Genomic DNA, 13559 nt, shown 5'->3' with positions numbered 1-13559 from the left:
GTGTCTTCTCACTGTGGCCAGGCTGCGAGTTCGTAGATTCCGTTGCCGGCCTCATCGACGCAGAAGTTCACGACGGCGAGTCCGGCCTGGAAGGCTTGTTGAAACTGCTTGCGGAGGTTCTGCTGGACTTCCAGCGCCCGCGCGACATCGCCAGAGGTTTTCCAGCTTGCCATTTGCGCGGGAATCATCATCCTCTCCTCAATGGGTGGGATTGGCCCGAAGTCTCCTGCCAGAACACCGGCTACCCGGCTGGAAGCCAAGCGCCATTCGGCTACCAGTCGATCCGTCGGCAGCCCATTCTGAAGACGGGATGAGGATACACCATAAAAGTCCGGCAAATAGCAGCGGACGATTGCCCCGAGCCTGTGGATATTGAGGAAAGCATTCTTGATCTCCAGCGGATCGAATGTCCATTCCATATGGTCAATGCCACGGGACAATGCCTCTTCGCGTTGAAACCGCTTGAGTTGCTGGCCCAGCCCCTCGTTGCGCCAGCCGGGATCGACGGCCAGCATGTGCGAGTGCAAATAGGGGCGGGACGGCTCACCGTTGATTCCCTGCTTCACGCCGGGCAGCGCCATGGCAAAACCCACCAGCGTGCCGCTGTGCTCCTCAAATGCGCCAATCACCTGGCCGCCAATATGACGCGCCACAATGAAGGCGCGGCGCGGAATGATGTCATTGCCCTCGTAGCCCCAGACATCGCCCTGCATCCGGACGCAGGCCCCCAGTTCGTCCAGCGACTCGCAGGCACGCAAGACAGCGGTGCGGCCGCTGCGAACAGCGATGCGCCTGCCGGGGAGAGCCAGGGTCGGCATCAGCGTACCCTCTCCATGTGCTCCGTCTGCTTGGCGGCAGCCCACAACTCTTCCAGTTCCCCGGCGGAGCGCTGCTCCAGCGGCTCCGTGCTAGCCTCTTCCATTTGAGCGAAGCGGCGGCGGAACTTTGCGTTGGCATCGCGCAGTGCCAGCTCGGGATCAACCTTCAAGTGACGCGCGAGGTTTGCGACCGTAAACAGCAGATCGCCAATCTCTTCCTCAATTTTCCTCTGGCCTTCTGATTGCGCCAACTCGGCTTCTACTTCGGCGGTTTCTTCGCGAACTTTGGCGAGCAGCCCCTGCACCTCTGGCCAGTCAAAGCCGACTTTCGCGGCCTTCGAGCCGAGCTTGGTGGCTTCCATCAGCGCGGGCAGAGAGCGTGGGACTTCATCGAGCAGCCGCCGGGAATTGCCAGCCTGCTGCTTGCGCTCCTGCTTCTTGATCTCTTCCCAGTTGCGCAGCACCTGACCGGCGTCGATGCCGCTGGTTTCCATGCCTTCGGCGCGATTGCCCGCAGCCGCGGCGGCTTCATCGCCAAAGACATGAGGGTGGCGGCGAATCAGCTTGAGATTGAGCGTCTCAACGACGTCTGCAACGTCGAAATAGCCCGGCTCGGCGGCCATCTGGGCATAAAAAAGGACCTGCAAAAGCAGATCGCCCAGTTCGGACCGCAGCTCGTCCCAATTCCCTGTTTCGATCGCGTCGAAGACCTCGTACACCTCTTCGAGCGTGTACTTGCGGATGCTATGGAAATCCTGCTCGCGATCCCAGGGACATCCCTCGGGACCGCGCAGCCGCGCCATGATGGCAACGGCTTCTGAAAAACGTTTGCCTGCCTCTTCGGCTCCCGCCATACCCTTACTGTAATCCAGATTCGGGCCGTTCTGGTGAATTCCCGTCATGCGCCTGTCACGATGAGGCTCTATACTCCGATACTGAATGTCTGTGCCGGTTTCCATCTTTGTGGGTGTGCTGGGGCTTGTCTTCGGCAGCTTTCTGAACGTGTGCATCTCGCGGCTGCCTCATCATGAGTCCGTGCTGCTGCCCGGCTCGCACTGCCCTTCGTGCCATCGGCCCGTACGCGTGTGGGACAACATTCCCGTACTCAGCTTTCTGCTGCTCGGCGGGCGCTGCCGCGACTGCCACCGCGCGATTGGCTGGCGGTATCCGCTGGTGGAACTGGCCACGTCCATGCTCTTTCTGCTGAGCGCGTGGACGTATGGGATCACTCTCACCGGCATCGCGACCATGCTGCTCTGCTTCCTGCTGCTGGGGCTCGCGGCGATGGACGCCGAAACACTCACCCTGCCGGACGCCTTTACCATGCCGGGCATTGTTCTCGGGCTGGTCTATCACGCCGTCATGCCAGCCTCGGGCGTCAAAGAACGCCTGCTGGAAACCGGCGTTGCGGCGCTATGGGGTTTGCTTTTTGCGTTTCTGCTGTTGCTGGTGCGCTGGGTTTACTTCCTGCTGCGCCAGCAAGAGGGGCTGGGACTGGGCGACGCCAAACTGATGGCGATGATCGCCATCTGGCTCAGCCCGGCGCTCACGGCCGAGGCGCTTTTTCTCGGCGTCGTGGCGGCGGCCATCTTCGGCGCTGCCTGGCTGCTGCTACATCCCCGCGAGGGCATGCGGGCCATGCTGCCGCTGGGCACTTTTCTATGCGCGGCGGCGCTGCTGGTGCTCTTCAAGGGGCAGCCACTCTTAAAGTGGTACCTTCATTTTTACCGCTAATTCAAAGGAATGGCACGGAGCAGACTCTTTACCTGATGCAAGTGCAGGTAGCCGTGAAGCGTGTGAAAGCGCCTCCATTGGCGAGCCGTGAGCGGTCCGAATGCGAAGTGAGAACCCAACGCGGATGCGCCGAGTTTTGCCTCGCACTCCGCAAGCAGCGTGTCCATACGCGCCAGTTCTTCTCGCAACAGCAAGATCAGGTCAGCTCCGGATTTAGCGGGCAACGTAAGCCGGTCCGGATGGACGCGCTCGGGAGACTTGGCGCCACGGGGAAAAATGCCCAGGCCGATCACCAGCAGGCGAGGAGCGATCTGCCCGAGCGCGGGACGGTCAGAGGGTGGCGGTCCCTGTGCAAGGCAGCGCTCCAGAAGCTGCGCCGTGGAGCGGTAAGTCAGCACCAGATGCACCACGTTCTGCTGCACGCTCCAGCTTTCGACGCGGCGGGGCAACTGCTGCTGGCACTGCGAGGCGGAGAGCCACTGCAGCACCGGCAAGAACCTCTCGACGACCCGCTCCAGTTCGCGATGCATCGGGCTTCTCCTGCCGTGGATTGGCTGCTCATCGCAATTATCGCCTCTCGACGCGCAAAAGCATCGGAGCTTTTGGACGCAAGGTGACTTCAGCGGCCAGAGGCGGCTGCGGCGGCATGCCCTCAGCCGGAGCCAGCCGCCATTGCTGGGCAATCGTCGCCAGCGCCAGCACGCCTTCCATCCAAGCCAGCCCCTCGCCGATGCACTGGCGGTTCCCTGCACCAAAAGGAAAATAGGCGAGGCGCGGGCGCGCAGCTTTCGCCTCCTCGTCAAAGCGGGAGGGGTCAAAGCGCATCGGGTCGGGATAGAACCGCGCATCGCGATGAATAACGTACTGCGGAGCCAGCAGCACCGTGCCCTTGCGCACGCGGTAGCCGCGATACTCGTAATCTTCGGCGGCGGTGCGCGCGGTCACCCATACCGGCGGATAAAGCCGCATGGCCTCGGCAAAGACCTGCTCGGCAAATTTGAGCTGCGCATAGTCTTCGGCAGCAGGAGCACGCCCGCCAAGCACTCGGTGGCACTCGGCGGCGAGCTGGTCCTGCACCTCAGGGTGGGTGGCGAGCAGCCAGAGCGCGAAGGTGAGTCCGCTGGCCGTGGTTTCATGCCCGGCGAGCAGAACGGTGAGGCACTCATCGCGCACCTGCCGGTCGGTCATGCTGCCGGAGTGCTCCTCTTCATCGACGGCAGCCAGCAGCATGCTCAGCAGGTCGCCCCGGTCGCCCGGATGGGCGCGGCGCTCGCGAATGACGCCGTAGATGAAGGCATCGAGGCTGTCGCGGCTGCGCCGGATGCGGGCCATGGCCGGAACCGGCATCGACAGAATCAGTTCAGGAAATGGCAGAAAGGCCAGCGGCAAAAAGCCCATGAATGAGTCCACGGCGGCGGAGATTTGCCGCACTTCGTTCTCGACGTCGAGATTGAACAGCGTCTTGCCGACGATGCGCAGGGCCAGCAGCAGCATGTCCTCATGCGCGTTGCGAATGCTGCCGTGCTGCCAGCCCGCAGTCATGGCCTGTGTAAATTGGGCAATCACCTCGCCATAGGCCGCAATGCGGTGCCGGTGAAAGGCCGGCTGGGCAAGGCGGCGCTGGCGCATGTGCAGCGGCTCTTCACTGGTGAGCAGGCCGTCGCCCAGCACCAGCTTTGATCGCTGCATGACGATGTTGCGATGGTGATGCGGCGCATCACGCACGAGCATTTCCTGTACCAGTTCAGGATGATTGCACTGCAGCAGGCGGCGGCCGGGAATGCGAATCTCCACCAGGTCACCGAACTCGCGGGCATTGACCGCCAGCACCTCGGCGGCATTGCCGCGAAAGGCCTTGCCCTCGATCAGGCGAGAGAGAAAAGCGGGGCCGCACGGCGTGATGCCGTCAGGGCGCAGGCGAATGTCAGGAGCGATGGGTGCGGACTTCATGCATTCGCAGTGTAGATGTGCAAAGGCCGCCGCCTGAAACCGGAGCGACGGCCCATTTCGATGCACTGAAAGAGCGGCGAGAGCGGAAGCTCCTCAAGGATGGGCGGTGAGGCGCTTAAGGGCTTTGCGGGCCGTCTTGGCGTCCCGGCCTTTGTGTACGGCGTCCAGATAGATTTCGAAGTTCTGAATGGCCTCGGTTCGCTTGCCGAGACGGTCGGCCGCTTCGGCGAGGCCAAAGACGGCTTCGGCATTCTTGGGGTCTACCTGCGTGGCCTCTTTGAAGCGCGAATAGGCTCCTACGTAGTCGCCCGAGGCGAGATAAAAACTGCCTACCTTGTTGTCTTTGGCTGCGAGTCCGGGATTGAAGACCGGCTTTCCCGTGCCGTCATCGGTGTGCATCGTGGAGCCGTTGCCCAGGGCATCGACGCCAGGCAAGCGCTGGTCGCTGGAGCTGGAGGGTTCCGTAGCCGGCGGTGGCTGCGGCGCGGCCTGCTGCGCCTTCTTTTGCGCGGCCAGTGACTTTGCCTCAGGAAACGGGTTTTGCTGGGCCGGGCTGGCATCGGGCGCGTCGGGCGCGAGCGCGCTGGACGGGAAGCTGGGGTAGCCGTCAGAGGACTGCCCATCAGCGGGCTTCGTCGGCTTGCACTTGCCTTTGTCGCAGGTGAGGCCGCCGCCCCAGTTTTTCTTCGCCTGCGGCGTTGCTGTTTGAGGATTATCCGGCGAGCCCGGCGCAAAGGGCGCCATGGGATGTGCGGGGGCCTGCTGGTTCTGCTGGTTTTGCTGCGCGACAGCCGGAATCGCGGCCGTCATCGCCGCAACCATCATGATCGACAAGAGACGCTTCATTCCCATGCTCCTATTTGACGCAAAAACGAGGACGAAGAGACGCAGTTTTCAAGAAGACTTCCCGGTATACTCGCTTCAACTTATGGGCCTCATCATACGCTCTTCGTCGATTCACGCCGCAGGCTGTTACACGACCACCCCCATTCGCAAAGGCGCGCGCGTGGTGGAGTACACCGGGCCGCGCATCACCAAGGAAGCCGCCGACGCCAAATATGAGAACTCTCCGACGACCTATCTCTTCGGCGTCGGCAACGGCGATGAGGTGATCGACGGCCATGGCACGGCGATGTTTCTGAATCATTGCTGCGACCCGAACTGCGAAACCGGCGAGGTCAAGGGCCGCGTCTGGATCAAGGCGATTCGTGATATCGCCGCCGGCGAAGAGCTGACCTACGACTATCACTTGTACGACGGCGACGAGGACGAAGCCCGCTGCAACTGCGGCAAGCCGAAGTGCCGGGGCACCATGTATGCGCCGGAGGAGATGGAGCGGCGCAGGAAAGAAGCCAGGAAGGCAGCGCGCAGGAAGAATTGATAAGCTCAAGCGCGGGCCCGCTCCCATCACCCTGCTCCTGCCCTTTTCCTGCCGCCCGGTGGGATAATTAAGTTGGGAGCTTTCGCTCCCAGCCGTCCGGCCTTGCCATGGGCGGTGACCGAGGCTTTTGGGTTGACCGATCAGATCGTTATCCGTGGTGCGCGGACGCACAATCTCAAGAACATCGACTGCACCATTCCGCATGGGCAGCTCACCGTCGTGACGGGCGTCTCCGGCTCAGGCAAATCGTCGCTGGCCTTTGACACCGTGTATGCCGAGGGGCAGCGGCGTTACGTGGAGTCGCTCTCGGCCTATGCGCGGCAGTTTCTGGAGCGCATGGAGAAGCCGGACGTCGACTTCATCGACGGGCTCGCTCCGGCAGTCGCCATCAAGCAGAAAAACACGACGCGCAATCCCCGCTCGACGGTCGCCACAGCCACTGAAATCTACGACTACCTGCGGTTGCTCTACGCCCGCTGCGGCACCGTGCATTGCATTGTCTGCGATGGCATTGTGAAGCGCGACAGTGTGGACGAGATTGCCGCCGCCGTCCTGGCCCTGGGCGAGGGTACACGGCTCTACGCGCTCTTTCCGGTCACTCCGGCCCAGCAAGCGCCAGAGGCAGGCCCCGAATCCCCGGCCGCCGAAGAAGCCAAGCCGCCGAAGCGCCCACGCAAGACTGCAAAGAAGGCAGCAGCCGCACCGGCAGCATCCACTTTGACGGAATCCCTCAAAGAGCGTCTGGCCGAGCTGCGCAAACGCGGCTTCAACCGGCTCTACCAGGGCGGCAACATCTACGAGTTCTCCACGCCCGAGTCGCTGCTGGAGATTGATTTCACGCTGCCGGTCTTCGTGCTGATCGATCGCCTGGTGGTCTCACCCGAGAATCGCGCGCGCATCGTGGACGCAGCCGAAATCGGCTACCGCGAGGCCGGCGAGATTCTTTACGAAATCGTTCCCCGCGAAGGCGAGAAGCCGGAGCGCGAGCGGCTGCGCTTCTCCGGCGCATTTGAGTGCAAGACCTGCCACCGCGTCTATCGCGAGCCGGAGCCGCGCCTGTTCTCCTTCAACAATCCCTTTGGCGCCTGCCCGCGCTGCCAGGGCTTTGGCAATACGATTGATTTCGACCTCGCGCTCATCATTCCCGACTCGGCAAAGACGCTGACAGCCGGAGCCATCGATCCATGGAACCGCCCGAAGTATCGCCCATGGTACGCGGACATGCGCCGCGCGGCGCAGGCACAGGGAGTTCCGCTCGATGTGCCGTGGCGCGAACTCTCAGAGGAACACCAGTCGTTCATTCTCAACGGACAGGGCAGCTTCGCCGGCGTGCGCGGCTTCTTTGAGCAGATGGAGCGCAAGAAGTACAAGCTGCATGTGCGCGTGATGTTGTCGAAGTATCGCGGCTACGCCGTCTGCCCCGAGTGCAAGGGCCAGCGGCTCCGCGCCGAAGCGCGCGCGGTGAGAATCAGCGGCAAAAACATCTGCGAAGCCTCTGCCCTGACCATTCGCAACGCCAATGAGTTTTTTGGGGCGCTCACACTCACGGCCATGCAGCAGGAGATTGCTGGCAGCATTCTCGACGAGGTGCGGCAGCGGCTGCATTTTCTTGACGCCGTGGGCCTGGACTACCTGACGCTTGACCGGCTCGCCTCCACGCTCTCGGGCGGCGAGGCCCAGCGCATTCAGCTTGCTACCTCGCTCGGTTCGCGGCTGGTGGGCGCGCTCTATGTGCTCGACGAGCCTTCGATTGGCCTGCACACGCGCGACACCGCCAAGCTGATCCGCATTCTTGAAAATCTGCGCGATCTGGGCAACACGATTCTGGTGGTGGAGCACGATCCGGACGTGATTCGCGCGGCGGACTACCTCATTGATCTTGGACCAGGCGCGGGCGAATTTGGCGGCAAGCTGCTCGCCGCCGGCACGGTGCAACAGGTTGAGGCCAACACGAGCTCCCTCACCGGCAAATACCTGAGCGGCACGGTGACCATTCCGGTGCCGCGCTTCCGCCGCGAAATCGACGTGGACAACAAGCGCCAGTGGCTGCGCCTCGAGGGCGCGCGCGCCAATAACCTCAAGGGCATTGACGTACAGATTCCGCTGCAGGTGCTCACTTGCATCACGGGCGTTTCCGGCTCGGGCAAATCGACGCTGGTGCATGAGGTGCTCTACAAGGTGCTCGCCTATCATCTTGGCAAAACCGAGACGGGTGATCCCTCGCACCTCTATCGTGCCGTGCATGGGGCCGAACGGCTCAACGACATCGTGCTGGTCGATCAGACGCCCATCGGGCGCACGCCGCGTTCGAATCCAGTGACGTATATCAAGGCCTTCGATGCGATTCGCGAGCTGTTTGCCTCGCAGCCCGAGGCGCAGCGGCGCGGCTACTCCGCAGGATACTTCTCGTTCAACGTGCCCGGCGGCCGCTGCGATGTCTGCGAGGGCGACGGCACGGTGACCGTCGAGATGCAGTTTCTCGCCGACGTGGAACTGCCCTGCGAGGAGTGCAGCGGCTCGCGCTACAAGGCCAGCGTGCTTGAGATCAAGTACAAGGGCAAGAGCATTCACGACGTGCTCGGGATGACGGTGAAAGAGGCGCTGCGTTTCTTCGCGGGCCATCCCAAGATTGTGGACAAGCTGGCGGTGCTGGAGGAGATAGGCCTCGGCTATCTGCGGCTCGGCCAGTCAGCCACCACACTCTCGGGTGGCGAGGCGCAGCGCGTGAAGCTCGCCCTGCACCTGGCCAGCGTGCGATCGAGCGGCAGCAGCGAGGCGCGCAAAGCGGCCAACCGCATTCTCTACATTCTCGACGAGCCCACCACCGGACTGCACTTTGAAGACGTAAGCAAGCTGCTCATGGCCTTCAAGAAGCTCATTGACGGCGGCGCATCGCTGGTCGTGATTGAGCACAACCTTGACATCATCAAGTCCGCCGACTGGATCATCGATCTCGGCCCCGAAGGCGGCACCGGCGGCGGCCAGATTGTCGCCACCGGCACGCCCGAAGAGATTACCCGGCACGAGCTGTCGCACACCGGATACTGGCTGGCTCGCGTGCTCGCCTCGCATGGGCACGCAGCGTCAAAAACTCCAGAGAAAGAAGTTGTGGTTTAAGTTTTATGGATTTTGCCTCCCGCTTTGCCGTGCCCGCGCTGCTGCTCGCACTCGTCTCGCCTCTCGCCGCTCAGACTTCCCTGCCTCCCGGCACGCAGCCACCTCCGGCTCCCACGCAGCAGGGTGCGTCGCCTCTGAACACGGTGGAAAACGACATTGCCAACGGCCAGTGCGCGCAGGCCGAAACGCTGCTCAACGCCTATCTCTCCGCGCATGCCTCCGATGATCGCGCGCTCTTTGACATGGGCTATTGCGAAGACTCGGCCGGCCACACCGAGCAGGCTGCGGCATATTTCCGCAAAGCGCTCGCGGCCAATCCACATCAGTTTGAGTCTCACCTGGCGCTCGGCCTGCTGCTCGCGCGGCAAGGCAAATCTGAAGCGGAGACACAACTCGAAGCCGCGACCGCTGACAAGCCCAATCCGCCGAATCCCACGGCGAAAGCGCAGGCCTATCGCGCGCTGGCCAAGCTGCTGGTGAAGAGCGACCCCACCAAGGCCAGCGCCGCACTCGTGCAGGCGCTCAAGCTCACCCCTGAAACCGCCTCGGACACGATGCTCGCCGCGCGGATCGCCGAGAACGCCGGCAGTCCTGACATCGCCGAGCAGGAGTACCGCCACGTGCTCGCGAACTCGCCGGAAGACTCCGCCGCGATTGCCGGACTCACGCACATCCTGATGGTTGAGAAGAAGTACGATCAGGCCGAGCCGCTGGTGAAGTCAGCGCTGACGCGCGATCCCGATGACCCCACGCTGAACGCCGAGTATGCGGCCATTCTGAGCGCCGAGGGCAAGCTGACCGAGGCCATTGCTTCCCTTGAAAAGCTCCATCAGCTTCATCCCCACAACCCCACCGTGGCGAATATGCTGGCCGATGCCTATCTGCAGTCCGGTGACATGGACAAGGCCGCAGCACTCTATCCGCAGGTGATTGCGGCCCAGCCCGGCAACACCGATGCGCTCGATTCCTACGGGCAGGTGCTGATTCGCCAGAAGAGATTTCCCGAGGCAGTCTCCACCTTTCAGCAGGCGTTGAAGGCGCAGCCCGGTGACATTGACGCGCTCTCCGGCGTGGCCTTTGCCTCCAACGAGACCGGCCAATACCAGCAGGAAATTGCGGCGCTCGAACAGCGGGCGCAGCTTACGCCCAACACTCCGGCCACGCTCTTCCTGCTTGCGACCGCCTATGACCATCTGCGGCAGTACAAGCAGGCGGCGAGCTACTATCACCAGTTTCTGGCGTCGAATCCCGGCCCGCAGTTCGCCAACCAGACCTGGCAGGCACGGCATCGGCTGGAGGCGCTGCCGCATCATTGATCGGGAAGCGAACGCCTCAGGCTCGGGCTGGGCTCTGGAGCGGATTTGATCCGGTAAAAGCCTTCGAGAATCCGCCGATACACTCTTTGAGTTATCTATTCCAGGAGTTCCCTCGTGTCTTCTTCGGCCCCCGCGCCCAAAGCGCCCAAAATATTAGAAAGTTCTCAATCCGCGTTCAAGTGCAAAGACTGTTCGCCGATAAACTTCCCTGTGGCGTTCTCAATGGCATTTCAACCGATTGTCGACTTCGACGCCCGCAACATCTATGCGTACGAAGCTCTGGTGCGTGGGGTAAATGGCGAACCCGCCAGCACGGTGCTCGACCTGGCCGACGATTCCAACCGCTATGCCCTCGACCAGGGGTGCAGGGTCAAGGCGATTGAAATGGCGTCCGGGCTGGGCATGGCGGACACAGGTGCAAGCCTGTCGATCAATTTTTATCCGAACGCGGTTTATAACCCGGCAACCTGCATTCAAAAGACACTCGATGCTGCCAGCCGGCACAACTTTCCGCTCGATCGCCTGATCTTTGAGGTCACCGAAGGCGAACGCGTGCGCGATCAGGCTCACCTGAACTCCATCATCCGCGAATACCGCGCCCGGGGATTCCGGGTGGCCATTGATGACTTTGGCGCCGGCTATGCAGGGCTGAACCTGCTGGCAAACTTTCAGCCGGACATTCTCAAAATCGACCGCGAACTCACGCGCGAAGTTCACACCCGGCTCGCATCGCGGGTGATTATCCGCGCCATTCTGGATGCCTGCAACGCGCTCGGTGTGCAAGTGATTGCCGAGGGTGTGGAAACCGCATGCGAACTGCAGGCGCTGCGCGATCTGGGCATGCGTTACTTCCAGGGCTACTATTTTGCGCGGCCCGGTTTTGAACATCTGCCTGGCTGGGTGAATTAGGACCCGTTCCCCAGCCGGTTCTCCCCTGTGGAGAGCCACTGCTCCTCTCTGTGCTACTTTCAGAATTGCAGTGATCCCTGAACTCGTAAGCTGGTTTGAAGAGGAATACCGCGGCCTGCGCCCGCGCGCTCCCATCCCCCCCATTCACGTTCGTTTTTACCGCTTCACATCTCTCAATACCACCATCCGCCTGCGCGAAGGCCAGATTCGCGTGCATCTCTCTGATCTGCTGGAGGGTGCGCCCGAGCCGGTGCTGCGCGCCATCGCGCATATTCTGCTGGCCAAGCTCTACCGCAAGCCCATTGACCCGGCCCACGCCACGCGCTACCGGCGCTACACCGGCAGCGAAGCCATTGTGCGGCAGAGCGAGCGCATCCGCCAGACACGGGGGCGCAAGCGCATTCTGTCAGCGAAGGGCGAGCACTACGATTTGGAAGAAGTTTTTGAAGCGCTCAACCTGCGCTTCTTTCATGGGCTGCTGGGACGCCCGCAACTCACCTGGAGCGAGCACTCCGCACGCCGCCTGCTTGGCCACTATGACCCGGCGCACAACACCATCATGGTGAGCCGCGTCTTTGACCGCAAAAACACGCCGCGCTACGCCATCGAATACCTGATGTATCACGAGATGCTGCACCTGAAGCATCCCGTCAAGTCACGCAATGGACGCCGCTGCGTGCATCCGCCCGCGTTTCAGGCGGAGGAGCGTCTCTTTCCTCAGCTCGAAGAAGCCAAAGCCTATCTGAAAACGCTGTAACCGGCGAAGGATGCGGAAGTGTCTCTGACCAGCAGACGCCGGTCAGAGACACTTCGTCAGGATGCCTGCTCCGTGGGAGCGAGATCCGGGTCCTGCTTGCGCTTGGGCATGCCGGGCACCGGAATGGGACCATATTTGCGCGCCCAGACGAGCAGCAGAATGCCCGCCACCATCGAGCCCACGCTGGCCAGCTGAGCGTTCGAGAGGCCCAGAAAAATCTTCGGATTCCGGCGAATAAACTCCACAAGGAAGCGCGCGCCGCCGGTCCAGAGCAGATATTCGGCTGTAATCTGGCCCAGACGCCGGGGCGTGCCCGGACGGCTGCGTTTCCACAGGATGTAAAAGATGATGCACGCGCCGATGAACTCAAAAATTGGCGTGGGATAAACGCGCTGCGTCGTCGGCACCAGCCCATGCGGGTAGCTCATGCCAAACCACATGTGGGTGGGAATGCCGTAGTCCCCGTCGCCGGAGAGCTGGCAGCCCCAGCGCCCCACGCCATAGCCCAGCGCGGCCGCCGGAGCGCACAGATCGAGCATGCGCAGGCTGCTCAGGTTATAGGTGCCGCCCTGCCACAGCAAGGCCAGAATCGCCGCCACCAGGCCGCCAAACCACGCAAATCCGGCACGGTCAAAGAGCATCGCCGCCGGATGGGCAAAGAGCTGGTGCGGGGTCTCGAGCACATGCCACAGCTTGGCGCCGATCACGCCGGCCACCGTGGCAAAGGCCACAATGGTGATGGCGTCAGCCTCGATCTTCCAGCGGGTAAAGTTCAGGTGCAGAATCCAGCAGCCGGCCACGGCCGCCAGCCATAGCATGATGCCAAAGGTTCCAATCGAAAACGAGCCAACGTGAATGAAGGGATACATGAAGATAAGCCAGTCTCAGTATATCGACGGCCCGGGCGGCATTTCGGCTTCCTGTTCGCGATAATCTAATCTTCGAGCCAGAAACCGCATGCCGACGCCCGACTATACCGCTACCGAAAACCTGCCCATCCTCTTCAGCCGCGACCAGATTCAGGCCCGGGTGGCCGAACTGGGCCACCAGATTCGCGAAGACCTCAACGGAGAGCCGGCCGTGCTGATCGGCGTGCTCAAGGGGGCGGCGATTTTTCTCGCGGACCTGGCCCGCAACATCGGCGCGGACTGCACCTTCGACTTTGTGTCCGCCTCCAGTTACAAATCGGGCACGCAGACCAGCGGGGCGGTGCAGCTCATCAAGGATCTTGACGAGCCCATCGAGAACAAGAATATCGTCGTCATTGAAGATATTCTGGATACAGGCGTCACGCTCAGCTTTCTCTACAGCCACTTTGAGCGGCATAAGCCCCGCAGCATCCGTATCGCGGCGTTGCTCGACAAACCTTCACGGCGCATTCAGCCGATCCGTGCCGATTACGTGGGCTTTGAGATTCCGAATGAGTTCGTAGTCGGCTACGGAATGGACTATGCCGAGCGCTACCGCAACCTGCCGGACATCCGGATTCTGACGCCGGAAGTTATTGCCTGAAGTACCTTTGCCGGGAGATGCATCCCAAGGGACTCCGCAGAGCCGCTTCAGAGCGCTATGATGGC

13 protein-coding genes are annotated in these 13559 nt (G+C 62.1%); 7 read left to right on the top strand and 6 right to left on the bottom strand.

All coding sequences use genetic code 11. The annotated features are described in order from the left end of the window. Nucleotides 1-8 precede the first annotated feature (8 nt). Entirely contained in the window at nt 9-818 is an 810-nt protein-coding gene (locus ACP_RS00855) for a GNAT family N-acetyltransferase (protein ID WP_085947565.1), read from the bottom strand. Next, the gene (mazG, locus tag ACP_RS00850; RefSeq protein ID WP_238525610.1) at nt 818-1720 is read right to left on the bottom strand and encodes a nucleoside triphosphate pyrophosphohydrolase; all 903 of its coding nucleotides are present in this window, start codon (nt 1718-1720) and stop codon (nt 818-820) included. Before mazG ends, ACP_RS00855 begins: the two co-directional genes overlap by 1 nt. Nucleotides 1721-1757: 37 nt before the next feature. Here mazG and ACP_RS00845 point away from each other — a divergent pair, with 37 nt between their 5' ends. Further along, nucleotides 1758-2552, top strand: coding sequence for a prepilin peptidase (locus ACP_RS00845; protein ID WP_012680574.1), 795 nt, complete (start codon nt 1758-1760; stop codon nt 2550-2552). On the opposite strand, the gene ACP_RS00840 is transcribed toward ACP_RS00845, so the two are convergent. The 3 genes from ACP_RS00840 to ACP_RS00830 form a co-directional block, all read right to left on the bottom strand. Next, nucleotides 2549-3082 (bottom strand): DinB family protein, encoded by a 534-nt coding sequence (locus tag ACP_RS00840; RefSeq protein WP_041839150.1) that lies wholly within the window; start codon nt 3080-3082, stop codon nt 2549-2551. The genes ACP_RS00845 and ACP_RS00840 overlap by 4 nt on opposite strands. A gap of 37 nt (nt 3083-3119) precedes the next feature. After that, nucleotides 3120-4502 (bottom strand): cytochrome P450, encoded by a 1383-nt coding sequence (locus tag ACP_RS00835; RefSeq protein WP_012680573.1) that lies wholly within the window; start codon nt 4500-4502, stop codon nt 3120-3122. A gap of 93 nt (nt 4503-4595) precedes the next feature. Further along, a complete protein-coding gene (locus ACP_RS00830; protein WP_012680572.1) occupies nt 4596-5348 on the bottom strand; it encodes a tetratricopeptide repeat protein in 753 nt (250 codons plus the stop codon). 82 nt (nt 5349-5430) lie between these two features. Here ACP_RS00830 and ACP_RS00825 point away from each other — a divergent pair, with 82 nt between their 5' ends. The 5 genes from ACP_RS00825 (at nt 5431) to ACP_RS00805 (ending at nt 11982) form a co-directional block, all read left to right on the top strand. After that, a complete protein-coding gene (locus tag ACP_RS00825; protein ID WP_041839149.1) occupies nt 5431-5883 on the top strand; it encodes an SET domain-containing protein in 453 nt (150 codons plus the stop codon). 132 nt (nt 5884-6015) lie between these two features. Beyond that, nucleotides 6016-9000 (top strand): excinuclease ABC subunit UvrA, encoded by a 2985-nt coding sequence (gene uvrA, locus ACP_RS00820; protein ID WP_012680570.1) that lies wholly within the window; start codon nt 6016-6018, stop codon nt 8998-9000. Between the two features lie 5 nt (nt 9001-9005). Then, complete coding sequence (locus ACP_RS00815) at nt 9006-10316, top strand: tetratricopeptide repeat protein (RefSeq protein ID WP_012680569.1); 1311 nt, start codon at nt 9006-9008, stop codon at nt 10314-10316. 222 nt (nt 10317-10538) lie between these two features. Then, entirely contained in the window at nt 10539-11225 is a 687-nt protein-coding gene (locus tag ACP_RS00810; RefSeq protein WP_148214966.1) for an EAL domain-containing protein, read from the top strand. A gap of 70 nt (nt 11226-11295) precedes the next feature. Further along, nucleotides 11296-11982, top strand: coding sequence for a M48 family metalloprotease (locus tag ACP_RS00805; RefSeq protein WP_012680567.1), 687 nt, complete (start codon nt 11296-11298; stop codon nt 11980-11982). 56 nt (nt 11983-12038) lie between these two features. On the opposite strand, the gene ACP_RS00800 is transcribed toward ACP_RS00805, so the two are convergent. After that, nucleotides 12039-12851 carry a prolipoprotein diacylglyceryl transferase gene (locus ACP_RS00800; protein WP_012680566.1) on the bottom strand — a complete coding sequence of 271 codons (813 nt, stop codon included), beginning with the start codon at nt 12849-12851 and terminating at the stop codon, nt 12039-12041. A gap of 88 nt (nt 12852-12939) precedes the next feature. Here ACP_RS00800 and hpt point away from each other — a divergent pair, with 88 nt between their 5' ends. Beyond that, a complete protein-coding gene (gene hpt / locus ACP_RS00795) occupies nt 12940-13494 on the top strand; it encodes a hypoxanthine phosphoribosyltransferase (protein WP_012680565.1) in 555 nt (184 codons plus the stop codon). Nucleotides 13495-13559: the final 65 nt, after the last annotated feature.

The sequence above is a fragment of the Acidobacterium capsulatum ATCC 51196 genome (assembly GCF_000022565.1).
Classification (GTDB): domain Bacteria; phylum Acidobacteriota; class Terriglobia; order Terriglobales; family Acidobacteriaceae; genus Acidobacterium; species Acidobacterium capsulatum.
The sequence above is the reverse complement of the archived record's forward strand: the minus strand, read 5'-3'. Positions and strand labels throughout refer to the sequence as shown.

Coding starts and splice junctions, on each gene's coding strand:
- ACP_RS00855 (WP_085947565.1), bottom strand. CDS start 818: ATGCCGACCCTGGCTCTCCCCGGCAGGCGCATCGCTGTTCGCAGCGGC.
- mazG (WP_238525610.1), bottom strand. CDS start 1,720: ATGACGGGAATTCACCAGAACGGCCCGAATCTGGATTACAGTAAGGGT.
- ACP_RS00845 (WP_012680574.1), top strand. CDS start 1,758: ATGTCTGTGCCGGTTTCCATCTTTGTGGGTGTGCTGGGGCTTGTCTTC.
- ACP_RS00840 (WP_041839150.1), bottom strand. CDS start 3,082: ATGCATCGCGAACTGGAGCGGGTCGTCGAGAGGTTCTTGCCGGTGCTG.
- ACP_RS00835 (WP_012680573.1), bottom strand. CDS start 4,502: ATGAAGTCCGCACCCATCGCTCCTGACATTCGCCTGCGCCCTGACGGC.
- ACP_RS00830 (WP_012680572.1), bottom strand. CDS start 5,348: ATGAAGCGTCTCTTGTCGATCATGATGGTTGCGGCGATGACGGCCGCG.
- ACP_RS00825 (WP_041839149.1), top strand. CDS start 5,431: ATGGGCCTCATCATACGCTCTTCGTCGATTCACGCCGCAGGCTGTTAC.
- ACP_RS00815 (WP_012680569.1), top strand. CDS start 9,006: ATGGATTTTGCCTCCCGCTTTGCCGTGCCCGCGCTGCTGCTCGCACTC.
- ACP_RS00810 (WP_148214966.1), top strand. CDS start 10,539: ATGGCATTTCAACCGATTGTCGACTTCGACGCCCGCAACATCTATGCG.
- ACP_RS00800 (WP_012680566.1), bottom strand. CDS start 12,851: ATGTATCCCTTCATTCACGTTGGCTCGTTTTCGATTGGAACCTTTGGC.
- hpt (WP_012680565.1), top strand. CDS start 12,940: ATGCCGACGCCCGACTATACCGCTACCGAAAACCTGCCCATCCTCTTC.